Origin of the sequence: Nitratireductor sp. PBL-C9 (assembly GCF_050877045.1) — a bacterium.
Lineage (GTDB): Bacteria > Pseudomonadota > Alphaproteobacteria > Rhizobiales > Rhizobiaceae > Nitratireductor > Nitratireductor aquimarinus.
This window is the reverse complement of record NZ_JBPAXW010000002.1, coordinates 121,015-143,765: the sequence shown is the minus strand read 5'-3', so window position 1 is coordinate 143,765 and position 22,751 is coordinate 121,015. Positions and strand designations below refer to the sequence as shown.

Here is a 22,751-nt window from a genome sequence, read left to right as displayed (position 1 = left end):
CGTCATTGTTCCCGCACTTGCCTACTCGCCTTTTTCGACGTGGTTGTTGCGCAGCCGCGTAACGGCGTTGCCATGCGCATCGAAGCCCTCATAGCGGGCAAAGCGCAGCGTATGAGGCGCAAACTCGGCATAGCCCTGTGCGGTCACGTGACCGATGGACGAGGTCTTCATGAAGTCGTGCACGCCGAGCGGCGAATGCGCCCGCGCCATGCCCGACGTCGGCAGAACGGCGTTCGGCCCCATCGCGTAATTGGCCATGGACCCCGCCGCATATTCGCCCAGCAGGATTTCCGACGCATTGCGCACGTGCGACAGATATTCGAACGGCGTCTTGGACAGGATCTGAAGGTGCTCCGGCGCGTAATCGTTGACGAAGGCGAACGCCTCTTCCGGCGTGTCCGCCAGAACGATGCCGCCGCTTGTGCCGCCCAGAACATCGGAGGAGTAGCGCACGCGCTCGGCGCTCATCTCCGCCCAGTATTTCGGCAGCGCATCGCGCACCTTTTCTGCAACCTCGCGCGACCAGGTGACGAAGAAGTTGGAGCTGTCGCTGCCGTGTTCGGCCTCGACCAGCAGGTCGAGCGCCGCGATCTCGGGATCGGCGCTCTCATCGGCAAGCACGATGCTCTCGGTCGGGCCGGCGGGAAGCCGCGAGGCGATCTGCCCCTGAAGCAGCCGCTTGGCAGCGGCGATCCACGGGCTGCCGGGGCCTTCGAACTTGGCGCAGCGCGGCACCGTGTCCGTGCCGAATGCGGCAGCAGCAACGGCCTGACCGCCACCGGCCTTGTAGACGTGTTTCACGCCGGCAATGCGCGCGGCAACCAGCGTCGCCGCATCCACCTTGCCGTCCGGTCCGGGCGGGGTGAGCACGATGGGCATCGGCACGCCGGCCACCACGGCCGGGATCGCCGTCATGAGCGTCATGGAGGGGAAGGTGCCCTTGCCGCGCGGCGAATAGAGCGCAACGCTGTCAATGGGCGTGGCGCGCTCGCCCACCAGAACGCCGGGGCGGATTTCCTTCATCCACATTTCCTGCGGGCGCTGCGCCTCGTGGAAACGGCGAATGTTGTCGGCGCAGAATTCCAGCGTCTCGATCATCTCCGGATCAAGCGTCTTGAAGGCGGCGTCGAAATCCTCTTCCGTCGCAGCGATCGCGTCCGGCTCGACCTGGGCCTTGTCGAACATGCGCGCGAAGCGGGCCAGCGCCACATCGCCTTCCTTGCGCACCGCCTCGATGATGGGCGCGACATTCTCCAGAAAATGGGTGAGATCGTCTTCCGTTCGTGTGAGGAGCGTCTTGCGCTCTTCAGCAGACAGTTTCGACAGTTCGTGCCAGGCAACGCGGTTCGACATTTTCACCCACCAGTTCAAAGGATGCGTTTCGGCGCCACGTATAAATCATTTTCGGGCGAGGCATAGGGTCAGGACCAATCAAATCGGCAAGATTGACCGGCCACGACCTCATGCCGCAGCGCCAACCGCTCAGCGCAGCATGTCGCCATAGATGCCGGGGGTGGAATCGGGAATCTCGATTGCGCCGCACTGGCTCTTGTAGAATTCGATCGGCCCGGCGCTGCCGATCACGCCATAGACATAGCCCGCATCGCGCATCGCCTGAAGCGTGGCCATGAGCAGCGCCGCCCCGACGCCGCGCCCGCGCGCGGCCTCGTCAACGCCGGTCGGGCCGAAGAAGCCCTTCGCCGTGGCGTCGTAGCAGGCAAAGCCCAGAAGCTTTCCGTTTTCCACCGCGACCAGAACATTGGCCGGCTGCGCCGCCATGGCCACGGCGCATTCGCTGGCCCAGTTGCGGCTGAAATGCTTCTCGGCGAAATCGCACACGACATGCATTTCCGGCCCGATGGCGCGGCGAATGACAATGCCCTCGGCCACGGGTCTGGCCGGCGGGAGCTTGTAGAGGGGCACGAGCATATCAGTCATGGTCTGCATCCGAATAGGCAACGAAATGGTCTGGCGCAACTTCACGATAACCCGAGATGGGACGCGCCGCACTTGCCCGCACGGCCTCCGCTTGCCGGGTGAAGGCGAGCCCGTCGCCATCGGCGTCATCGAAACGCTTCGCCGGATCGGGCACGGCAGAAATGAGAAGGCGCGAATAGGGATGGCGCGGATTGCGGATGACCGCATCGGACGGGCCGCGCTCCATCACCTGCCCGGCATACATCACCGCCGTTTCCTCTGCGATGTAGTGAGCGGTCGCGATATCGTGCGTGATGTAGAGGAAGGCGATGTTGCGCTCCTCCTTCAGCCGCCGCATCAGGTCGAGCACCGATTTGCGGATCGACACATCGAGCATGGAGGTGGGTTCGTCGGCAACGATCAGCTCCGCGCCCACCGCAAGCGCACGGGCAAAACTGACACGCTGGCGCTGACCACCGGAAAGCTGGTGCGGGAACTTCTCAAGCGTGGTGTCGGGATCAAGCTCCACATCGGCCAGCGTCTGCCTGAGCCTTGCTTCGAGATCCGCCGTCCCGCCATGCAGCCGCAGCGGGCGTTCGAGATGGTGACGGATCGTGTGGGTGGGGTTGAGCGAGGAGAACGGGTCCTGAAACACCATCTGCACCGCGCGCAGATAGGCGCGGTCTCCGCTGCGGGTGCGGTTCTCAAAAATGTTCTCGCCGCGAAACCGGACGGTGCCGGCGCTCGGCTCGAAATGGCGGATCACGGCGCGCCCGCAGGTGCTCTTGCCCGACCCGCTTTCGCCGACCAGCGCCAGCGCCTTGCCCGGCTCGATGGAGAAGGTGACATTGCGCAGCGCATCCACGCGGCGCACCGCGCCCAGAACCGGGCGCACATGGAAGGTCTTGGATACGCCTTCAAGCGACAGAAGCGGGGCGTTCATGCGGCTGCTCCCTCAATGCGCGGCATGGCTGCCCAGAGCTTGCGCGTATATTCGTGCTGCGGATCGGCCACCAGGCTGCGCGCCTCGCCCTGCTCCACGATGCGCCCTTCCAGCATGATCGCGATGCGGTCGGCGAACTGCGCCATCAGCGCCAGATCATGCGTGATGAAAAGCACCGAGAAGCCGAGCGTTTTGCGGAGCGCCACGATCTCCTGCAGGATCTCGCGCTGCACCACCACATCGAGCGCGGTGGTGGGCTCATCCATGACCACGAGGCGCGGCTTGAGCGTCAGCGCCATGGCGAGCACCACGCGCTGGCGCATGCCGCCGGAAAGCTGGTGCGGGAATGAATCGAGCCGGTCTTCGGGGATGCCCACCATGGCCAACATTTCACCGGCTTTCACGCGGGCGGCGTCGCGCCCCATCGTCTCGTGACGGGCGAGCATGTCGCGGAACTGCTCGAAAACCGTCAGCACCGGGTTGAGCGAGTTCATCGCGCTCTGGAACACCATGGACGCCCCGCTCCACCGCCAGGCCTCGAGCCGGCGGCGCGAAAAGGCGAGAACATCCTCACCCTCGAACAGGATCTTGCCATCGCTGATGAAGGCCGGCGGCCGGTGGAGCCGCATGATCGAGAAGGCGATGGTGCTCTTGCCACACCCGCTTTCGCCGGCAAGCCCGAGGATCTCGTTCTGCCCGATGTCGAGCGAGACATTGCGCACGGCGCGGAACGTGCCATTCGGCGTCAGGTAGTCGACGCACAGATTCTGCACCGAAAGAAGTGGCTTTGCGGTCTCCATGCTCATGCCTCCTTCTCCGCAAGACGCGCGCGGTCGAGCTTCTTCTGCAGCTTCATGGCCTTGCCGATGGCGCCCAACGTGCGCAGCCGCGGATTGGAAATCTCGTCAACGCCGAAATTGAGCAGCGACAGGCCCACGCCGATGATGACGATGGCGACGCAGGGTGCAGCCATCTCCCACCATGCGCCCACGGTAATCGCCGAGGCGTTCTTGGCGTTGTAGAGCATCGTGCCCCACGAGACGGAGAGCGGATCGCCGAGCCCGAGGAACTCCAGCGTGGCCTGGGTGATGATGGTGAAGATCACGCTGCCGATGAAGTTGAAACCGATGATCGACAGGAGGTTCGGCAGCATTTCCACCAGGATCATGCGCCAGACCGGCTCGCCGATGAGTTGGGAAGCCTGAATGAACTCTCGGTTCTTCAGCGTCATGGCCTGTGCGCGTGTCACGCGCGCGCCCCACGCCCATGATGTCAGGCCGATGATGATGGCGATGGAGAGCGGCCCCACCTGCCCGAGAAACGCCGCCAGCACCAGAAGCAGCGGCAATTGCGGCAGCACCAGCACCACATTGGTTGCGAAATTGAGCGTCTCGTCCGTCGCGCCGCCATAATAGGCGGCGGTCAGGCCCACCACGGTGCCGATCAGCGTGACGATGAGCCCGGCCAGAATGCCGACCATGAGCGAAGTGCGCGTACCCCACACGAGCTGGGTGTAGACATCGCGGCCCATGCGGGTGGTGCCCATCACATATTCCGCGCTCGGCGGCTGATGCGGACGGCTCACGCGCTTGTTGGGATCGTGGTCGGTGATGAGCGGCGCGGCCAGCGCCACCACCACGTAGAACACGACGATGAAGACGCCAAAGGCTGCCTTGCGGTTGCGCACGAAGATCTTCAGGAGATTGAGCATCACGCCCTCCTCAAGCGCGGGTCGAGCGCCACATAGGCGATGTCGACGGCAAAGTTTGCGCTCAGCATGGCGAGCGTCATGATGAGAAGCTGGCCCTGAATGAGCGGGAAATCGCGGGCTATCACCCCCATGTAGAGCAGGTTTCCAAGCCCCGGATAGTTGAACACCACCTCGGTGATGAGCGAGCCGCCGAACACCGAGCCAAGGCTGATCGCAAAGGCGGTGATGGACGGCAGGAAGGCGTTGCGCGCCGCATAATTGTAGCGCACGCGGGCATCCGAAAGCCCCTTCGCCTCCGCCAGATGCACGTAATCCTCGCCGAGTTGCCCGATCATGTTGTTGCGCATGGTGATGAGGTAACCGCCCACCAGAACGATGCTGAGCGACAGGACCGGCATCAGCGCGTGAAAGAACACGGAGGACAGGAACGGCCCGCTGAGCGACGGCTCAAGCGAAGGGTCGAATGCATAGCCGGCCGGCAGCCAGTTGAGCGAGACGGAGAAGAGGAACATCGCCGTGATCGCGATCACCACCGGCGGGATGGACTGCAGCGCCAGCGCCAGCGGGGACATGAAACTGTCGAACCCGCTGCCACGCCGCCACGCGGCGCGAATGCCGAACAGCGTGCCGAGCGCATAGGCCAGAAGCGTCGCCGTTCCGGTGAGGAACAGTGTCCACGGCAGCGCGCGGGCAAGCAGATCGAACACCGGCGTCGGGTAGTATTTGACGGAAAGGCCGAAATCCCAGGTGAAGATCGAGCCCAGATATTTGAGATATTGCAGATACAGGGGTTCGTTGATGAAGCCGAATGTCTCCATCAGCGCCTCGCGCGCCTCGGGCGGAATGGTGCCCTGGGCCTGGGCCAGCATGACGTCTGCCGGATTGCCCGGCATCAGCCGCGGTATGAGGAAATTGAATGTGGCCGCCACCAGAAAGGCAACGAGATAGAACGCCAGCCGGCGCAGAATGAAGCGCATGGTGTCCCCCTGCTCTGTGCGCCGTCAGGCGGCCCGAAGGCCACGGCGTCTTTTCTGAAGGCGGGGCGAAGGCCCCGCGTCAGCTCCCGGTTTTCCCCTCCGTGGAACCCTTCTCCCCGCGAACGGGGAGAAGGGGGGAGGATGCAGTCAGATCGAGGATCGGATCAATCTTCGACCGGACGCAGGGAGAGCAGGTGAAGGAGACGCTCCGGCGTCTCGTCGTGAACGACGGGCTTGGCCTGAGGATTCTCGGCGCTGAAGAAGCCCGTGAAGCGCTTGGTGTTGTACTGGTACCAGAGCGGGTTGTTGAACACGGCGATGAACGGCATGTCACGACCGACTTCCATCTGGATGTCGTTCATGATCGCGCGCTGCTTCTCCGCATCAACGGTCTGGAAGAAGGAGTCCAGCAGCCCATCGAGTTCTTCATTGTAGTAACGCGTCGCGCCGAAGCGGGTCTTGCCCTGGTTCTGCGAATGCAGGCCCAGATCATACTGGTAATGCGGCGTGACACCGGTGAAGTAGGCGTTCATGGCCATGTCGTAATTGCCGTTGATCAGGCTTTCCGACCAGACCGCATGCTCGGGCGTGGCCACCTGGGCCTCGATGCCGATCGCCGTCAGACCTTCCACCGCCAGCTGCACCGTGTTGATCCAGTCGGTCCAGCCATTCGGCACGATGATGTTGAACGAGATCTTCTTGCCGCTCGGCGTTTCCAGATTGCCGTCGCCATCGGTGTCCTTGTAGCCCGCCTCGGCCAGAAGCGCCTTGGCGCCCTCGACATCATAGCGGGTGAACTTGCCATACTCGGCATCCACTTCCGGGTTGTTCCAGGAGTGGTAGGCCTGGCCGAGACCGGACGGATACTGGTTGATGGTCGGATAGCCGTAACCGGCAATGTCGACCATGGCTTCACGGTCAAGCGACATGGAAACGGCGCGACGGAAATCCACGTCGCTGAACGCTTCGCGGTTGCCTTCGTTCTTCGATTCCATGTTCACGTTGAACATGACGAGCGAGCCGGCCGGGAACCAGTATTTGTGGTTCTCGGGATCCTTGCCGACAAAGGTCTTTTCGATGTCTGGCAGGAACGAGCCCATCCAGTCCAGTTCGCCACGGGCGGCAGCCGCCAGCGCCTGATCGTTTGTGGCGATCTGCGGGAAGCGCATGCAGTCGACCTTGAGGGTCTCCGCATCCCAGTATTTTTCATTGCGGCACTGGATGTATTCCTGCGGCGTGAAGCGGCGGATCTCCGTCAGCGGGCCGGTGCCGACCGGGTTCGGGTTGGTGAAGGTCACCGGGTCTTCGACACTTGACCAGACATGCTCGGGCACGATCGCCAGACGGACGATGGAGTAGATCGCGCCGGAATTGGCATCGCTCAGCTGGAAGCGGACGGTCTTGTCGTCCACAGCCTCGACCGTATCGACGAGCTTGCCATGACCATAGATGTCGAGCGGCTTGTTCTCCTTCACCAGATTGAGGCTGAACACCACGTCATCGGCCGTGAAGGGCTCGCCATCGGACCAGGTCACGCCGTCGCGCAGGGTGACTGTCAGCGTCTTAAGATCTTCGGAGAATTCATAACCCGTCGCCAGCCGATAATTCGGCTCACCGCCTTTCAGGGTATTGAAGATGATCAGCGGCTCGTAGATGAAGTCGTTGACCGAAGGCAGTCGCGAGGACTGGTTGAAGGGATTGTAGTTTTCAATCCACGCCGTGCGCTGGATCGGCAGGGCCGTGAGAACGGATTCAGCCGCGGCCGCTTGCATCTGCAGAATACCGGCGGCAAGGACCAGCCCGGCCGTCAACGAATGTTTCATGCTTTCCTCCCTCAAGAGTCCGGGCGGACCGTCCGCCCTCTTCTACTGCTCCGCCAAAGGCTCCACCCTGGCGCGACACGCGCCGGCAAGAACAGTCCAGTCATTCTGGTAGATAGGACCAATCTAATGCCACCGTCTATTTCGTAAATTTCGTCAGTTTCGTTGCATTCGCCTTCGGGCGTGGCTCGCGGTCTTGGCGGAGCCTTCGGCTTTCGCTAGCGTATTCATTGAAAGGCGTGCTTTTTGCCGTCTCGGGAGGATTACATGAATTGGCGCAGGATTTTACCGGCCGGTTTCCAGGCGCGGCTCTTATTGGTCTTGCTTGCGGTATCGATCGTGCCGCTGGCGATCAGCGCTGCCGCCTTCTACTCCCTCGTCAACGCAAACATTGCACGCGAAACCTTCGAGAAGATCGCCTTTGCGCGCGATGCCAAGACCAGTGAACTGACACAATATGTGTCTTTCGCCAAGCGGCAGGCCGAAAGCCTCGCCCAGACCAATATAGCGCGCTACTCGATTGGCGATTTTTACGGTTTCAGCTACGCGATGAGCCAGATGGCGCCCGATGAGGAGCAGGCGGCGGAAGAGCTGCGCAGCCTGTTCGAGGTCGGGCCGAACGAGCCGGCGCGGGCCGAAGCGCCCAGCCATGACCGGCTCCTGCGCGAAGCCCTCGCCTACGCCAATGCGCACAGCCAGTTTCACGAAGAATATCTGACCTTTGTTGAAAGCTCCGAGTTCGACAATGTCTATCTCGTCAATGCGCGCGGGCGGGTCGTCTACTCCGTCTTCAAGGACGATTATCTGGGCAGCCTCCTGACCAAAGGCGATTCAACGCTTTCCAGCGCGCTGATGGAGCTGCGCTCCGCGCCCGACGACCGGCACATCGTGTTTTACGATTTTGCGCGCGATCCGCGCACCGGCGAATTCGCCGCCTATTTCGCCGTTCGCGTGAGCCTTTATCAACGCGCCAGCGGCGCGGCCATTCTGCGCCTACCCGCCAGCAAGCTTGCCGCCCTTCTGGGTGGGCATGAAGGCGTCAACGGCACGCTCAGCCTCATCTCGTCGCGCGGCGCCGTCATCGCCTCTTCGGCCCCTGCCCTCAAGACCGGCGTGAGCGCCAGCGTGCCGGAGGAGATGGAAGCGAAAAGCGGTGTGACGATGCTCGAAACGGGACTGCTCGGCGCACCCGTCCTTTCGGCATGGACGCATCTTCTCCTGCCCGACGCCACCTGGCTCTTCGCCGTCGATGCAGACGCCGCATCGGCCTTCGCGGCGAGCACCAGACTGCGCAACCTCATCCTGGCGCTGGCCGCACTCGCGCTGCCGCTGATCCTGCTTCTGTCCTACTATCTCGCCCGCTCGCAGACCCGCCCCCTGAAATCCGTCACCGATGCGGCAGAGGCCGTGGCCGATGGCGCGTTGGACATGAGCCTGCCGAAATTCGACAAGCCGACGGAATTCGCGAGGCTCTCCCATTCCGTCGCCCGCATGCGCGATGCGCTGCGCGATCAGCTTCAGCTCATCAGCCAGAAGAACCGCGAACTGGAAGTGCATATCCGCGAGATCGGCGAGAAGAATGCGGAGCTGGAACAGGCCGACCGCATGAAGGACCAGTTCCTCGCAAACACCTCGCATGAGCTGAGAACACCGCTCAACGGCATTATCGGCATCTCCGAAACACTGGCTGCGGGTGCGGCCGGCGACATCGCACCGACACAACGCAACCAGCTTCAGCTCATCACCTTCTCGGCGCGCCGCCTGTCGCGCCTCGTGGACGATTTGCTCGACCTCTACCGCATCCGTCAGGGCCGCATGCGGCTCGACATTCAGGGCGTCGATGTGGCCACCAGCGTGCGCCAGGTTCTGCTCCTGTCAGAGCCGCTGCTTTCCGGCGAGCCGGTGAGCCTCAGGGTGGACATTCCCGATGTGACGCCGCCGGTGATCGCCGACCCGGTGCGCTTTGAGCAGATCCTCTACAATCTCATCGGCAACGCCATCAAATATGTCGATGACGGGCACATCCACGTCACCGCATGGCACGAGGGCGAAGGCGACAGCGCGACCGTCTCCGTCGCCGTGGAAGACACCGGACGCGGCATCTCGCCCGAGAATCTGGAACGCATCTTCCAGCCGCTCGAACAGGCCGAATCCGGCGACGTCACGCAGAAGAAGAGCGGGACCGGCCTCGGCCTCGCCATCGCGCGCAATCTTGCAGCCCTGCTTGGCGGCACGCTGACCGCGACCAGCGAGCCGGGCAAGGGCTCGCGCTTCGTGTTGCAGCTACCCGCCGCCAGCGCCGATGCCGCAGAACAGGCGCGCGGGAAATATCCCGGCGGCCTGCACCAGACCATCAACGCGCTCGATGCCTTCGAAACCTCCGTCTCCGAGCGCGGCGACGCCAATGCGCAGACCATCGTTGTGGTGGATGACGAGCCGATCAATTTACAGGTTCTGCGCAACGTGCTCCTGCCGCAGGGCTATCGCGTCATCTGCGCCGACAATGGCCGCGACGGCATCGAGGCCGTTCTGGAACACAAGCCCGACCTTCTCATCCTCGACGTAATGATGGACGATCTCTCGGGCCTCGAAGTGGCGCGCAGGCTGCGCCGCCAGTTCTCGCTGATCGACCTGCCCATCATCATGGTGACGGCGCGCAGCCGCACGCGCGACATGATCGCCGGCTTCGAGGCGGGTGCGAACGACTATGTGGTGAAGCCCTTCGTCAAGGATGAGCTTCTGACGCGCATCTCCACCCTGATCGACGCCTCGCGCGCCCGCAGCCGTGCGGAGGAAAATCAGGAACTGCGCGACGAGGTGGATCGCCGCATCCAGGTCGAAGACGCATTGCGCCTGTCGCAGCGCCGCATGGCGCGCCTGCTCGACGCGCTGGAAGCCGGTCTTGTCTGCGTCAACGACAAGACGATCATCACCTATGCCAACCGGGCTGCGGAGACGATCTTCGGTCGCCCGCTCGACCGCGCCACGCCCCTGTCTCTCCTGCTGCCGTCGGACATGGCCGCGCTGCTCGACAGCCAGTGCCGGGTGGATGGCGAAAGCAGCGCCACGCTGCATCTGGGCGGACGCGAATTCACCATCAATGCGTTCGAGCTGGAGCCCGAAGCGGGCGCGGGTATGGCGCTCGTTCTGAGCGACGCCTCGCTGGAGGCCGAGAACCTGCTCGTTTCGGTGCGCGGAGCCATCGACAGCGCGCTGCCGGTAATGGCCGGCGAAGCGCAGGCCGAGCCGGGCCCGGCATCGGATGAAGCCTATCGTGCCCTCATCGTTCAGGTGATGACGGGCAGCCTCAACCTGTGGCGCGACGTGACCGGCAAGGAGCGGATCGAATTTGCCGAGGAGAGCGGCATCTGGCGCGTCAGCCTCGACAAGACATCGCTGCAGACCCGCACGCTCGACAAATATCTGCTGATCGAAACGCTGCCTCTCAACCCGCGCTGGCGCGATGTGGTGCGCTCGGCCGAGTTCACCCTTGCCCGCGCGGAGGCTGCCGACCGGCAGGCCGAAGCGCAGAAACTCGCCGCCGATCTCGCGCGCCTGCGCGAGCATCTGCGGATCGCCAACTCACCCCGGCAGCGGCAGGACCAGCCCACCGCCGCCGATCTCTGAAATCCATCAATCCACGCATTCTTTTTTCGGGAGGAACACCGATGCCGAACAGCCATGCCTGCCGCCTGCTGACCAATTGGGACGCAGAGCGCCGCGTGATCGAGCTGAAGCTCGAAATGACCGAAGGCGCGCCCATCAGCGGCGCGCAGCTCGCCACCACCTCGCTCTTCCGCATTCATCCCGATTGCGAGATCGAGGGGGCGACGCTTGCCGACCAGCTTTCCAACTACCACGTGTTCCTCCAGCCGAGCGGCGCAGTGCTTGCGCCGGGCGAAAGCTGGGTCATTCGGGCAGACCGGCTGAGCCATGTGCTGCGCCACTACACCTATGGCCCCAAGAGCGCACATCTCATTCTGAAAGACGGAACCACCTGCCCCGTGGACGTCGAACCAATGACGCTGAATGGCGTTCCCGGCGAACCGAACTGGGAGAAACTCGAGCCGACCGCGCTGCCGGAAGGGGCGGCCCCCGTCTCCGTCATTCCCGCACCGCTGGACGTTCAGGTGGATGGCCGGCGTGACACGGTTGCCCCCTTCGTGCTCGCAGCCGGGGCCACACCGGATGCGCAGAAAGCGTTCTCGGTGGTCAGCGCGCTTGCAGGCCGCCTCTTCGCCGGTGAGGAGGCGCTGTTCGGCCACGACGGCGGACATGTGGTGACGACAACGGCCGGTCCCGATCTGGGCGATGGCGCCTATGCGATCACTTTCAACGCGGAAGACATCGCGCTCAGCGCCGGTGATGAAAACGGCTTCCGCCACGGCCTCATCACGCTGGGACAGATGCTGCGCGGCGCGCGCCAGCGCCCGGACGAGTTCACCCTGCCGGCCAGCGGCGCGATCAACGACAGGCCGCGTTTCGGCTGGCGCGGCGCACATCTCGATGTCGCCCGCCAGTTCTATCCGATGCAGGACCTCAACGACTTCCTCGACTGCCTCGCCTGGAACAAGCTGAACCACTTCCACATCCACCTGAACGATGACGAGGCGTGGCGTCTTGAAATTCCGGGCTGGCCCGCGCTGACAGAGCGCACCGCGTTTCGCGGCGGCAACGAAATCCTGCCGCCGCTTCTCGGCACGCCGGCAGAGCGTTCCGGCGGTTTCTACACCGGCGACGACATGCGCGCGCTGGTCGCCCATGGCGCGGGGCTCGGCATCGAGATCATTCCCGAGATCGACATTCCCGGCCATTGCTACTGCGTGCTGCGCGCGCTGCCCCAGCTCTGCGATCCGGGTGAGAACCGCATCTACTATCGCTCGGTGCAATACTTCCCGAACAACGCGCTCAACCCCGCGGTCGACGCCACCTGGACCTTCCTCGGCGATGTGTTCGACACGCTGGTGGACATCTTCCCGGCACGCTACATCCACGCCGGCGCAGACGAAGTGGCCGAGGGCGCATGGCTGGAATCCCCGCTCGCCCGCGCGCTGGGCGAAAAACTGTTCGGCAAGGTCGAGACCTTCTCGCTGCAGTCCCATTTCCTGAAACGCGTGCAGGAGATGCTGCGCGAGCGCGGTCGCGATATCGCCGTATGGGAAGAGGGTGCGCTTGGCGGCGGTCTCGATGTGGACGGCGCGCTGCTTGTCGCATGGAAGGAATCGAAGAGCGGCCGCGCTCTGGCCGAACAGGGCTATCAGGTCGTGCTGGCCCCTGCCGAGCATTACTATCTCGACATTGCCCGTTCGACGGAATGGTGGGAGCCCGGCGCAAGCTGGGCCGGAACCGTGACGCTGCGCGACGCCTATGACTATGAGCCGGGCGGCGACTGGCCGGATGCACTGAAAGATCAGCTCGCCGGTGTGCAGACGTGCCTCTGGTCGGAGAACCTGGCGACGCCCGGCCTCTTCGCACATCTGGTCTATCCGCGCATCTCCGCCATGGCCGAGACGGCGTGGTCGGCAAGTGAGCGCAAGGACTTTGACCGGTTCCGGGCGATCCAGGATCTGATGCCCGTTTCACACCGCACGGTGTCGTAAAGAAATTCCGCCCTCATGGTCCGACAGGCTGACCATGAGGGCGGAAACAGTGTCAGCCCTGCAGCTGGCGGCTGGCGAGATACGCAGCCTTTGCCGGCACCGAGAGCCAGGCCTTCGCAAGCGCCACGCGCTCGGGCGTGTAGTGATGCTCGACATCGAGGATGTTGACGGTGCCAACCAGCGTATCGCCCAGCACCACCGGCAGGTTGATGACCGAACCGCAGCCGAGTTCACCGATCAGCGTGGCGTCGGGGAACACGGTGTCGATGTCGGCCAGCGTGTTGGCGACGAAGCATTCGCGCTTCTTGTGCACGGTCTCGAACCACCGGTCATAGTGGATCGGCTTGGTGCCGGACACCGGATATTCTTCCGGATGCGAGGTGTAGGAACGGCTTGCCGTTTCCGTCTTCATGTCTGCCGTCATGAAGGTGAACAGCTTCGTGCCGACCACGGCACGCGTCAGCTCCAGCAGCGCATCGAAGGGTGCATCCGGGGTCGTGGCGAGTGAAAGCGCACGGTCGAATTCGGCCAGCGGGCCGGTGTAGTCGGTCATTTTCAGTCTCTGTTATGCGGGTTGGAGCGTGCCGCCACTGGCGGCGTAGAGTTCGCGCGAATAGGGATCGGAAAGCCGACCCGTCTTCAACGCATCCACCTCTGCGATCTCGACAACACGGCCATGACGCATGACCGCCATCCGGTCGCAGAGGAAGGAGACCACGGGCAGGTTGTGGGTCACCATCAGATAGGTGAGCCCCTGCTCGCGGCGAAGCTTCTTCAGGAGGTTGAGGATTTCCGCCTGCACCGACACGTCGAGCGCCGAGGTGGGCTCGTCGAGCAGCATCACGCGCGGCTCCAGCATCAGCGCACGGGCAATCGCCACGCGCTGCCGCTGGCCACCCGAAAGCTGGTGCGGAAAGCGGAAACGGAAACGCTGGTCGAGACCGACCGCATCGAGCATGTCCTTCACGCGCGTGTCGCGTCCGCCGATGCCATGCACGGCAAGCGGCTCGGCCAGGCAGTCATCCACCGTCTTGCGCGGATGCAGCGATCCGTACGGATCCTGAAACACCATCTGGCAGACTTTTGCGAACGCGCGGTCCGGCGCATGGCCACGCGGCTTTCCAAGCACGGAGATCTTGCCGGTCCAGTCGGGCGCAAGCCCGCTGATCGCCTTCAGGATGGTCGACTTGCCGGAACCCGACTCGCCCACCAGCGCGAAGCTCTCGCCCTCGGACACCGAGAAATTGACATCGAACACCACCGGCGTCTTGCCGTAGCTGATCGACAGGTTTTCGAGATGAATTGCGGCGTTCTTCATGTGCCCGCTCCCGTGGTCCAGGTGCTGCGGTCGAGAACCGGCAGTTCGTCGCGGTCCTCGTTCATGCGCGGCATGGCCGCAAGAAGCCCCCTCGTATAGGGGTGCGTCGCCTTGTGCAGATCGCTGGCCTTGCACGATTCAACGATCTCGCCGCTGTTCATCACGAGAATGCGGTCGCAATAGCGCGAGACGAGGTTCAGATCGTGGCTGATGAGGATCAGCCCCATGCCCTTGCCGGTCACGAGATCGTCGATGATGTCGAGCACCTGCGCCTGCACCGAAACATCGAGCGCTGAAGTCGGCTCGTCGGCGATCAGAAGGTCGGGTTCGGGGATGAGCATCATGGCGATCATGACGCGCTGGCCCATGCCGCCCGAAACCTCGTGCGGATAGAGGTTCGCCACCCGCTCCGGCTCGTTGATGCGCACGGCTTCCAGCATGGCAAGCACCCGCGCCTTCAGCTCGCTGCGCGGCAGCTTCTTGTGGGTGAGCAGCGCCTCGCCGATCTGCTCGCCGATGGTCATCACCGGGTTCAGCGAGAACTTCGGGTCCTGCATCACCATGGAGATGCGCGCGCCGCGAAGCTCGCGCATCTGCCGTTCGCTCTGCGACAGAAGGTCGATGCCGTCGAAGGTCATCCGGTCCGCCGTCACGCGGCCCGGCTTGCGGATGAGCCGCAGGATCGACCGGCCCGTCATCGACTTGCCGGAACCGGATTCGCCGACGATGCCCAGGCGCTCGCGGCCAAGCGAGAAGGAAATGCCCTTCACCACGTCGACCGGTCCCCTGGACGTCGGGAAGGTGACTGTCAGGTTTTCGATTTCAAGCAGCGGTGCGCTCATTGCTTTTCTCCCTGCTTGGGATCGAGCACGTCACGCAGACCGTCACCCAGGAAGCAGAAGCCGAGGCTGACGAGAATGATCGCAAAGCCCGGCATGGTGGCGACCCACCACTGATCGAGGATGAAGTTGCGCCCGCGCGAGATCATCGCGCCCCATTCGGGAAGCGGCGGCTGCGCGCCGAGGCCGAGGAAGCCGAGGCCGGCGGCGGTGAGGATGATGCCCGCCATGTCGAGCGTCACGCGCACGATGGTCGAGGACGCGCAGAGCGGCAGCACGTGACGCAGGATGACCCGCGTCGCCGAAGCGCCCTGCAGCCTGACCGCCGAGATGAATTCCGAATCCCGGAAGGTGATCGTCTCTGCGCGTGCGATGCGCGCATAGACCGGCCATGCGGTGATGGCGATGGCGATGATGGCGTTTTCGATGCCCGGTCCAAGCGCCGCCACGAAGGCGAGCGCCAGAATGAGCTTCGGCATCGACAGGAAGATATCGGTCACGCCCATCAGGACGCGGTCGACCCAGCCGCCGAAATAGCCGGACACCGCACCGACCACGAGGCCGATGGGAGCGGCGATGACGGCCACCATGGTGACGATCAAAAGCGTGATGCGCGCACCGTAGACGACGCGCGAATAGATATCGCGGCCAAGCTCATCCGTGCCCATCCAGTGTTCGGCGGAGGGCGGCATGAGGCGGTTTGCGAGATCCTGCCCAACGGGGGAGTAGGGCGCAATCAGCGGTGCGAAGATCGCCATGACGACCAGCACCAGCACGATCAGCGCGCCGACAACGGCGAGCGGATTGCGTAACAGTGCGGTCCAGACGCGCCATGCGCGGCCCATATTGGCCTGCAGGCGCGAAGTCGGGGAATCGTCGAGAAGCCAGTCAATCATCGGCGTGCCCTCGGGTCGAGGATGCGGTAAAGCACATCGGAAATCTTGTTGATCATGATGAAGACGGCGCCAATCACCAGCGTCGCGCCGAGAACGGCGTTCATGTCGGCGGTCAGAAGCGCGGTCGTGAGATAGTTGCCGATGCCCGGCCACGAGAACACGGTCTCGATCATCACCGAACCTTCCAGCAGCGCCGCATAGGACAGGCCGATCACGGTGATGAGCTGGATGCGGATCGGATAGAACGCATGCCGCCAGATGACGCGGCGCTCGGACACGCCTTTAACCCGCGCGGTCGTCACATATTCCTGCCCGAGCTGGTCGAGCATGAAGGAGCGCGTCATGCGGGCGATATAGGCCAGCGAGAAGAAGCCGAGGATCGACGCCGGCAGCATCAGATGGTCGAGCGCGTTCCAGAAGATATCCCACTCACCGGCGATCACGCTGTCGACCAGATAGAGCCCGGTCACGGGATCGAGCAGGCCGTCATAGAAGATATCGACGCGGCCCGGACCGGCAACCCAGCCAAGCCCCGCATAGAATATCGCCAGACCGACAAGGCCGAGCCAGAAGGCCGGCACCGAATAGCCGAGCAGGCCGAGCACGCGGATCACCTGGTCGATCCAGCTGCCCTGATGCGTGGCGGCGACAACGCCCATGGGCACGCCCAGCACGACGCCGATGATGATGCCGATGGTGGCCATTTCCAGCGTCGCGGGGAAGACGCGCGCCAGATCGTCGACCACCGGACGCCCGGTGGAGATCGACATGCCGAGATCGCCCGTCAGAACGTCGCCCACATAGGCGAAGAACTGCACGATGAGCGGCCGGTCGAGCCCCATGGCCTGACGCGCCGCCTCATAGACTTCCTGTGTCGCCCGGTCGCCAACGACCGAGAGCACGGGATCGATCGGCACGACACGACCGATGAAGAAGGTGATGGCCAGAAGGCCGAGAAAAGTGCCGGCGACGACGACGGCGAAACGCAGGACGCTCGCAACGCCTTCCCAGGCACGGCCGGCCAGCATGCTCAAACGCGCGCTGGCAGCCCCTGTGGATGGTTCAAATGCCATGGCTTGTTTGCTCTCTGGCCGCTGTTTTTGTTGATGGACGCCCCAAACGCGCCTCCTGTCCCTTGGCTGGCCGGCAGGCCTGCCGTGAGACAAACCAGACGCCAACGTCTTGTTTTCATGCAACTTTGGGGCGCTCAAACTCGTCCCGCGCCCTGCCAAGTCAGTCAAAAAAGTGCTTGGATCATACAAAAAAATCTGATTACATCAAAAAAATTTTTGTGGGGGAAAAATCTTTGAGCAGCCCGACGGTCCGCGCCACACCCGAAGTCGACACCAGGATTGGTGTGCTTATTCGTGCACGCCGCCGCCAGCTCGGCCTCACGCTTCAGCAGCTTGGCAAGGCGGCCGGTCTTTCCGTTGGGTATCTGAGCCAGGTGGAGCGCGACAACGCCACGCCGACGCTCGGTTCGCTTGCCGGCATTGCCCGCGCGCTTGGCGTCGGCCTCGACTATTTCGTCTCCCAGCCCCGCGCCGAAGACGGCCTGACGCGGGCCGAAAGCCGCCCGCAGTTTTCCATCGCCGGATCGCCCATCGTCTATGAGCGGCTCGGGACCGAGTTTCCCGGCAGCCAGCTTTCTTCCTTCCTCCTCACCGTACCGCCCGGCTACGCCTCGGAGACGGTGAGCCATGAGGGCGAAGAGATGATCTACGTCCTCGAAGGCTCCATCACCCAGTATCTCGATGGCGAAGAGATGGAGATGAAGGCCGGCGACAGCCTGCATTACCGGGGCAACACCCCGCACGCCTGGAAGAACGGCACCGACAGTCCCGCACGCCTGTTGTGGACCGGCACGCTGACCGTGTTCGGCGCCAATGGCCAGGCGACCAACCGCATTGAACTGGTTTCTCCGGACAAGGGCAGCCCCAAAGGCTCCCGGTCGGGAACCGGTTCGTCAACCAGCAAGACCAAGAGCAATTCCTGATCCATAAGGAGGAGAAAACAATGAAGCTCTTCAAAACGGCGCTCCTTGCCGCCGCTCTCACCATGCCGCTGTCGCAGCATGTGCTCGCAGCCACGCCGGACAATGTTCTGGTCGTCGCGCAGAACATCGACGACATCGTCGCCATCGATCCGGCGCAGGCCTACGAGTTCTCGTCGGGCGAGCTGGTCACCAACATCTATGACCGTCTCGTGCAGTACGACGCCGAAGACCCGACGGTGCTCGCTCCCGGCCTCGCAGCCGAGTGGGAAGCCGATCCGGAAGCCAAGACGATCACCTTCACCATGCGCGACGGCGCGACCTTCCATTCGGGCAATCCGGTCCGCGCGGAAGACGTGGCGTTCTCGTTCGCCCGCGTCATCAAGCTGAACCTGACCCCGGCCTTCATTCTCACCCAGCTCGGCTGGACGCCGGAGAATGTCGACGCGATGGTCACCGCCGATGGCGACAAGGTCGTCGTGAAATATGAGGGCGACTTCTCCCCCGCCTTCGTGCTGAACGTTCTGGCCGCCCGCCCTGCCTCCGTCGTCGATGAAAAGACGGTCATGGAGCATGAAGAAAACGGCGACATGGGCAACAAGTGGCTCAACGCGAACTCCGCCGGTTCCGGCCCGTTCAAGCTGACCGCCTACCGCCCGGGCGAGCTGGTGCGCATGGGCGCCAACGCCGACTACTTCAAGGGTGCGCCGAAGGTCGAGAACGTCATCATCCGTCACGTGGCCGAAGCAGCGACCCAGCAGCTTCTCCTGCAGTCGGGCGACGTGGACATGGCCCGCAACCTGACGCCGGACCAGATCAACGGCATCAAGGCCGACAACATCAAGGTCGAGACCTACCCGCAGGCCGCCGTGCACTTCGTGTCCTTCAACCAGAAGACCGAAGCGCTGCAGCCGGAAGCCGTCTGGGAGGCCGCGCGCTACCTCGTGAACTATGAGGGCATGGCCGACAGCTTCCTCAAGGGACAGATGGAAATCCACCAGGCCTTCTGGCCGAAGGGCTTCCCCGGCTCCTATGACGAGACGCCCTACACCTACGATCCGGAAAAGGCGAAGCAGATCCTCGCCGACGCCGGCATTGAAACGCCGATCAAGGTCACGCTCGACGTCATCAACTCGACGCCGTTCACCGACATGGCGCAGTCGTTGCAGGCAAGCTTCGCGGAAGCCGGCATCAACTTCGACATCATCCCCGGCACGGGCTCGCAGGTCATCACCAAGTACCGTGAGCGCAGCCACGAGGCGATGCTGCTCTACTGGGGCCCGGACTTCATGGATCCGCACTCCAACGCGAAGGCCTTCGCCTATAACCGCGACAATTCCGACGACAATTACCAGGCCACCACCACATGGCGGAACGCCTGGGCCGTGCCGACGGAGATGAACGACAAGACCGCTGCCGCTCTGGCCGAATCCGACGCTGACAAGCGCAACGAGATGTATGTCGAGCTGCAGAAGGAAGTGCAGGCCAAGTCGCCGATCGTCATCATGTTCCAGGCTGCCTACCAGGTCGCCATGGACGAGAAGGTGAACGGCTACGTCAACGGCGCCACCTCCGACTTCGTCTACTATAGGCTCGTCACGAAAGACTGACGAACGCCGCACCAATCGAGGCCGCCCCGCCAGCCGGGGCGGCCTCTTTCCTTTGCATAGCGCCATTCTTTTCAGGAGTTTCTGATGTCCAACACCTCCGCCCGGCGGCTTGAGGCACTGCGCCAGCGCATGAGCGAAACCGGCACCGACCTGGTGGCCATCGGCCCGTCCAGCCACATGGTCTACCTTGCCGGCCTCGACCCGCACGGCGACGAACGCCCCGTCATGCTTCTGATCTCGAAGGATCATGCCGGCTTCCTGATGCCCGCGCTCAATGTCGACAGCTCGCGCCAGAAGACCGACCTGCCCTTCTTCCCCTGGCGCGACGATGACGGCCCGGACGCCGCCCTTGCCGGGCTTCTCAAGGCATCGAACCTGCCGGAGACCCCGAGCGTGGTGATCGACGAGACGATGCGCGCCGATTTCGCGCTGCTCCTGCTCGACGCGCTGCCGGGCGCAAAGCGCCGCTTCACCGACGACACGGTCGGCCATCTGCGCGCCCGCAAGGACGAAGACGAGTACAAGCGCCTGAAGGCGAGCGCGGTGCTCAACGACAAGGCCGCCATGGCCGGTTTCGATGCGCTGAAGCCCGGCGTCACCGAGCTGGAAATCTCCGCAGCCATCCGCGACGTCTACAAGGCGGCGGGTGCGGTGCCGGTGTTCACCAGCGTCTGCTTTGCCGGCAATGGCGCATTCCCGCATCACCACACCGGCGACACGAAGCTGAAGGAAGGCGACGCGGTTCTCATCGACACCGGCGGCCGGCTGGACGGCTACCCCTCCGACATGACGCGCGTCGGCTACTACGGAAAGCCCGATGCGGAGTTTGAGAAGGTCTACGCCATCGTCGAGCAGGCGGTTGCCGCGGCTCTTGCCGCTGCAAAGCCCGGCGTCACCGCAAAGACCATCGACAAGGCCGCGCGCGACGTGATCACCGAGGCCGGTTATGGCGACTTTTTCCCCCACCGCACCGGCCACGGGCTCGGCATCGACATTCACGAGCCGCCCTACATGACCGCCACCTCCGAGACGGTTCTGGACGAAGGCATGGTGTTCTCCATCGAGCCCGGCATCTATCTGCCCGGCAAGTTCGGCCTGCGGCTGGAGGAGATCGTCATCATGCGCGCCGACGGTGCGGAGATCCTCTCCGACCTGCCGCGCACCGCGCAGCTGCGCGGATAGAGGCTCACAAAACCAGGCGGCGGTCGGGAAACCGATCGCCGCTTTTCTTTGGGCTGAAGGTCTGATACGCCTCCAGCCGCCGGAGAGTTCCGGCACCGGTCGCAGCCTACCCGGTCATTAAAACAAGGAACCCGATCATGAAAACGCTCGTCGTCTGCTCAGGCGGACTCGATTCCGTTTCCCTTGCCCACAAGGTGGCGCGGGAACAAAACCTTATTGGCCTGATCTCCTTCGATTACGGCCAGAGACATCGCAAGGAGCTGGATTTCGCGGCAAAGGCAGCCGCCCGGCTCGGCGTCCCCCACGACCTTCTCGACATCTCCGCCATCGGCCGGCATCTGGCGGGCTCCGCCCTCACCGACGCCATCGACGTGCCGGATGGTCACTACGCCGAGGAGACCATGCGCGTGACGGTGGTGCCCAACCGAAACGCCATCATGCTCACCATCGCCTTCGGCATTGCCGCAGCGCGCGGGGCCGATGCCGTGGCCGCAGCCGTTCATGGCGGCGATCACTTCATCTATCCCGATTGCCGGCCGGGCTTCATCGATGCGTTTCAGGCCATGCAGGACGCTGCGCTCGAAGGCATGGGCGCGGTCAGCCTCTACACGCCCTTCGTGACCGGCTCCAAGGGCGACATCGTGCGCGAGGGCGCACGCGCTGAAACGCCCTTTGCCGAGACCTGGTCCTGCTACAAGGGCGGCGAAAACCATTGCGGGCGCTGCGGCACCTGCGTGGAGCGGCGCGAGGCCTTCCACGAGGCCGGCGTTCCAGACCCCACCCTCTATGACGATCCGGACTTCTGGCTTGCCGCCACCGGCCGGCAGACCGCCGCACGACAGCCCACTGGGGAGGCAGACCATGTATAGGGTCAGCAAGGAGTTTCATTTCTCCGCCTCGCACCGCCTGACGAACCTGCCCGACGACCACCCTTGCGCGCGGCTGCACGGGCACAATTACATCGTGGTGGTGGAACTGGCCGGCGAGCGGCTCGACAATCACGGCTTCGTCCGCGACTACCGCGAGCTCAAGCCCCTTAAAGACCATATCGACGACACGCTCGACCACCGGCACCTGAACGAGGTGTTCGGCCATGACGGCGTCACCGCCGAGTTTCTGGCCAAGGCGCTTTTCGACTGGTGCCGGACGCGCTGGAGCGAGGTGACAGCGGTGCGCGTGAGCGAGACGCCCAAGACCTGGGCGGAATACCGCCCATGAGCACGCTGCGCATTGCCGAGATTTTCGGCCCCACGATCCAGGGCGAAGGCGCATTGATCGGCATGCCGACCGTGTTCGTCCGCGCCGGTGGCTGCGACTATCGCTGCCGCTGGTGCGACAGCCTCCACGCCGTCGACAACGCCTATCGTCATGACTGGCTGCCGATGCAAAGCAAGGATGTAATGGACCGCATAAGGGACCTCTCCGGCGGCACGCCCGTCATGGTTTCACTGTCCGGCGGCAACCCGGCGATCCAACCCTTCGAACGGCTGATCGATACGGGCCGCGCCGAGGGCTATCGCTTCGCGCTCGAAACGCAGGGCTCCGTCGCCCGCGACTGGTTCGCAAAGCTCGACATGCTGGTTCTGAGCCCCAAGCCGCCCTCCTCCGGCGAGACGGTGAACTGGGAGCGTTTCGACGCGTGCATCGCCGCCGCCGGCGATGCGCCCATGGCGATGAAGATCGTCATCTTCGACGAGGCCGATTATCGCTGGGCGCGGCATGTGGCGGACCGCTACCCCGCCCTGCCCCTCTACCTCCAGCCCTGCAACCACACCCCGCCGCCGCCAGAGACCGAGGCCGAGGATGCCGCCATCGACATGGAAGGCGTTCTGGAGCGCATGCGCTGGCTGGTGGACCGCACCGTTGCCGACCGCTGGTTCTCCCCCCACATCCTGCCGCAGCTTCACGTGCTCCTGTGGGGCAACCGGCGCGGCGTCTGAAAGGA

General features: G+C 63.8%; 20 protein-coding genes. 8 read left to right on the top strand and 12 right to left on the bottom strand.

Annotated features, from left to right (window positions below):
• Positions 1–21: 21 nt before the first annotated feature.
• From hisD to ACRTG1_RS04580, 7 genes are all read right to left on the bottom strand, one after another.
• Positions 22–1,353 (bottom strand): histidinol dehydrogenase, encoded by a 1,332-nt coding sequence (gene hisD, locus ACRTG1_RS04610; protein ID WP_113156135.1) that lies wholly within the window; start codon positions 1,351–1,353, stop codon positions 22–24.
• Between the two features lie 129 nt (positions 1,354–1,482).
• A complete protein-coding gene (locus tag ACRTG1_RS04605) occupies positions 1,483–1,938 on the bottom strand; it encodes a GNAT family N-acetyltransferase (protein ID WP_206548737.1) in 456 nt (151 codons plus the stop codon).
• Positions 1,931–2,860 (bottom strand): ABC transporter ATP-binding protein, encoded by a 930-nt coding sequence (locus ACRTG1_RS04600; RefSeq protein ID WP_432515814.1) that lies wholly within the window; start codon positions 2,858–2,860, stop codon positions 1,931–1,933. The genes ACRTG1_RS04605 and ACRTG1_RS04600 overlap by 8 nt, the downstream gene beginning before the upstream one ends.
• On the bottom strand, positions 2,857–3,666 hold the full coding sequence (locus tag ACRTG1_RS04595; RefSeq protein WP_432515813.1) for an ABC transporter ATP-binding protein: 810 nt from the start codon (positions 3,664–3,666) through the stop codon (positions 2,857–2,859). Before ACRTG1_RS04595 ends, ACRTG1_RS04600 begins: the two co-directional genes overlap by 4 nt.
• Positions 3,663–4,571 carry an ABC transporter permease gene (locus ACRTG1_RS04590; RefSeq protein ID WP_065817299.1) on the bottom strand — a complete coding sequence of 303 codons (909 nt, stop codon included), beginning with the start codon at positions 4,569–4,571 and terminating at the stop codon, positions 3,663–3,665. The genes ACRTG1_RS04595 and ACRTG1_RS04590 overlap by 4 nt, the downstream gene beginning before the upstream one ends.
• The gene (locus ACRTG1_RS04585) at positions 4,571–5,548 is read right to left on the bottom strand and encodes an ABC transporter permease (protein WP_113153898.1); all 978 of its coding nucleotides are present in this window, start codon (positions 5,546–5,548) and stop codon (positions 4,571–4,573) included. The genes ACRTG1_RS04590 and ACRTG1_RS04585 overlap by 1 nt, the downstream gene beginning before the upstream one ends.
• Before the next feature lie 164 nt (positions 5,549–5,712).
• Positions 5,713–7,371: an ABC transporter substrate-binding protein gene (locus ACRTG1_RS04580; RefSeq protein ID WP_206548739.1), complete on the bottom strand. Its 1,659-nt coding sequence runs from the start codon at positions 7,369–7,371 to the stop codon at positions 5,713–5,715.
• Positions 7,372–7,635: 264 nt separating this feature from the next.
• Here ACRTG1_RS04580 and ACRTG1_RS04575 point away from each other — a divergent pair, with 264 nt between their 5' ends.
• Positions 7,636–10,995 (top strand): hybrid sensor histidine kinase/response regulator, encoded by a 3,360-nt coding sequence (locus ACRTG1_RS04575; protein ID WP_206994381.1) that lies wholly within the window; start codon positions 7,636–7,638, stop codon positions 10,993–10,995.
• A 41-nt stretch (positions 10,996–11,036) separates the two neighbouring features.
• Entirely contained in the window at positions 11,037–12,968 is a 1,932-nt protein-coding gene (locus tag ACRTG1_RS04570) for a beta-N-acetylhexosaminidase (RefSeq protein ID WP_432515812.1), read from the top strand.
• A gap of 52 nt (positions 12,969–13,020) precedes the next feature.
• Here ACRTG1_RS04570 and ACRTG1_RS04565 read toward each other — a convergent pair whose 3' ends face one another.
• From ACRTG1_RS04565 to ACRTG1_RS04545, 5 genes are read right to left on the bottom strand one after another with little or no spacing between them, the layout of a single operon-like run.
• Complete coding sequence (locus ACRTG1_RS04565) at positions 13,021–13,521, bottom strand: GAF domain-containing protein (protein WP_113153894.1); 501 nt, start codon at positions 13,519–13,521, stop codon at positions 13,021–13,023.
• Between the two features lie 12 nt (positions 13,522–13,533).
• Complete coding sequence (locus ACRTG1_RS04560; RefSeq protein WP_206544414.1) at positions 13,534–14,286, bottom strand: ABC transporter ATP-binding protein; 753 nt, start codon at positions 14,284–14,286, stop codon at positions 13,534–13,536.
• On the bottom strand, positions 14,283–15,128 hold the full coding sequence (locus ACRTG1_RS04555) for an ABC transporter ATP-binding protein (RefSeq protein WP_206553536.1): 846 nt from the start codon (positions 15,126–15,128) through the stop codon (positions 14,283–14,285). The genes ACRTG1_RS04560 and ACRTG1_RS04555 overlap by 4 nt, the downstream gene beginning before the upstream one ends.
• Positions 15,125–16,021: an ABC transporter permease gene (locus ACRTG1_RS04550; protein ID WP_065817307.1), complete on the bottom strand. Its 897-nt coding sequence runs from the start codon at positions 16,019–16,021 to the stop codon at positions 15,125–15,127. The genes ACRTG1_RS04555 and ACRTG1_RS04550 overlap by 4 nt, the downstream gene beginning before the upstream one ends.
• Entirely contained in the window at positions 16,018–17,049 is a 1,032-nt protein-coding gene (locus ACRTG1_RS04545; protein ID WP_224873387.1) for an ABC transporter permease, read from the bottom strand. Before ACRTG1_RS04545 ends, ACRTG1_RS04550 begins: the two co-directional genes overlap by 4 nt.
• Before the next feature lie 278 nt (positions 17,050–17,327).
• Between ACRTG1_RS04545 and ACRTG1_RS04540 the strand changes: the two genes are divergently transcribed.
• The 6 genes from ACRTG1_RS04540 to queE all read left to right on the top strand — a co-directional run bounded on the left by ACRTG1_RS04540 (position 17,328) and on the right by queE (position 22,746).
• Entirely contained in the window at positions 17,328–18,017 is a 690-nt protein-coding gene (locus ACRTG1_RS04540) for a helix-turn-helix domain-containing protein (protein WP_206544413.1), read from the top strand.
• 20 nt (positions 18,018–18,037) lie between these two features.
• Positions 18,038–19,624: an ABC transporter substrate-binding protein gene (locus ACRTG1_RS04535; RefSeq protein ID WP_206544412.1), complete on the top strand. Its 1,587-nt coding sequence runs from the start codon at positions 18,038–18,040 to the stop codon at positions 19,622–19,624.
• An 84-nt stretch (positions 19,625–19,708) separates the two neighbouring features.
• Complete coding sequence (locus ACRTG1_RS04530; RefSeq protein ID WP_206544411.1) at positions 19,709–20,806, top strand: M24 family metallopeptidase; 1,098 nt, start codon at positions 19,709–19,711, stop codon at positions 20,804–20,806.
• Positions 20,807–20,943: 137 nt separating this feature from the next.
• A complete protein-coding gene (queC, locus tag ACRTG1_RS04525; protein WP_432515811.1) occupies positions 20,944–21,675 on the top strand; it encodes a 7-cyano-7-deazaguanine synthase QueC in 732 nt (243 codons plus the stop codon).
• The gene (gene queD, locus ACRTG1_RS04520) at positions 21,668–22,024 is read left to right on the top strand and encodes a 6-carboxytetrahydropterin synthase QueD (protein ID WP_113153887.1); all 357 of its coding nucleotides are present in this window, start codon (positions 21,668–21,670) and stop codon (positions 22,022–22,024) included. The genes queC and queD overlap by 8 nt, the downstream gene beginning before the upstream one ends.
• Complete coding sequence (gene queE / locus ACRTG1_RS04515) at positions 22,021–22,746, top strand: 7-carboxy-7-deazaguanine synthase QueE (RefSeq protein WP_432515810.1); 726 nt, start codon at positions 22,021–22,023, stop codon at positions 22,744–22,746. Before queD ends, queE begins: the two co-directional genes overlap by 4 nt.
• The last annotated feature ends 5 nt before the right edge of the window (positions 22,747–22,751 follow it).

Excerpts from the sequence above, each read along its gene's own strand:
- ACRTG1_RS04560 (WP_206544414.1), bottom strand. The coding sequence starts at position 14,286 with ATGAAGAACGCCGCAATTCATCTCGAAAACCTGTCGATCAGCTACGGC.
- ACRTG1_RS04550 (WP_065817307.1), bottom strand. The coding sequence starts at position 16,021 with ATGATTGACTGGCTTCTCGACGATTCCCCGACTTCGCGCCTGCAGGCC.
- ACRTG1_RS04605 (WP_206548737.1), bottom strand. The coding sequence starts at position 1,938 with ATGACTGATATGCTCGTGCCCCTCTACAAGCTCCCGCCGGCCAGACCC.
- ACRTG1_RS04535 (WP_206544412.1), top strand. The coding sequence starts at position 18,038 with ATGAAGCTCTTCAAAACGGCGCTCCTTGCCGCCGCTCTCACCATGCCG.
- ACRTG1_RS04545 (WP_224873387.1), bottom strand. The coding sequence starts at position 17,049 with ATGCTGGCCGGCCGTGCCTGGGAAGGCGTTGCGAGCGTCCTGCGTTTC.
- ACRTG1_RS04575 (WP_206994381.1), top strand. The coding sequence starts at position 7,636 with ATGAATTGGCGCAGGATTTTACCGGCCGGTTTCCAGGCGCGGCTCTTA.
- hisD (WP_113156135.1), bottom strand. The coding sequence starts at position 1,353 with ATGTCGAACCGCGTTGCCTGGCACGAACTGTCGAAACTGTCTGCTGAA.
- ACRTG1_RS04530 (WP_206544411.1), top strand. The coding sequence starts at position 19,709 with ATGTCCAACACCTCCGCCCGGCGGCTTGAGGCACTGCGCCAGCGCATG.
- ACRTG1_RS04565 (WP_113153894.1), bottom strand. The coding sequence starts at position 13,521 with ATGACCGACTACACCGGCCCGCTGGCCGAATTCGACCGTGCGCTTTCA.
- ACRTG1_RS04600 (WP_432515814.1), bottom strand. The coding sequence starts at position 2,860 with ATGAACGCCCCGCTTCTGTCGCTTGAAGGCGTATCCAAGACCTTCCAT.
- queE (WP_432515810.1), top strand. The coding sequence starts at position 22,021 with ATGAGCACGCTGCGCATTGCCGAGATTTTCGGCCCCACGATCCAGGGC.
- ACRTG1_RS04585 (WP_113153898.1), bottom strand. The coding sequence starts at position 5,548 with ATGCGCTTCATTCTGCGCCGGCTGGCGTTCTATCTCGTTGCCTTTCTG.
- ACRTG1_RS04570 (WP_432515812.1), top strand. The coding sequence starts at position 11,037 with ATGCCGAACAGCCATGCCTGCCGCCTGCTGACCAATTGGGACGCAGAG.
- ACRTG1_RS04590 (WP_065817299.1), bottom strand. The coding sequence starts at position 4,571 with ATGCTCAATCTCCTGAAGATCTTCGTGCGCAACCGCAAGGCAGCCTTT.
- queC (WP_432515811.1), top strand. The coding sequence starts at position 20,944 with ATGAAAACGCTCGTCGTCTGCTCAGGCGGACTCGATTCCGTTTCCCTT.
- ACRTG1_RS04580 (WP_206548739.1), bottom strand. The coding sequence starts at position 7,371 with ATGAAACATTCGTTGACGGCCGGGCTGGTCCTTGCCGCCGGTATTCTG.
- ACRTG1_RS04555 (WP_206553536.1), bottom strand. The coding sequence starts at position 15,128 with ATGAGCGCACCGCTGCTTGAAATCGAAAACCTGACAGTCACCTTCCCG.
- queD (WP_113153887.1), top strand. The coding sequence starts at position 21,668 with ATGTATAGGGTCAGCAAGGAGTTTCATTTCTCCGCCTCGCACCGCCTG.
- ACRTG1_RS04595 (WP_432515813.1), bottom strand. The coding sequence starts at position 3,666 with ATGAGCATGGAGACCGCAAAGCCACTTCTTTCGGTGCAGAATCTGTGC.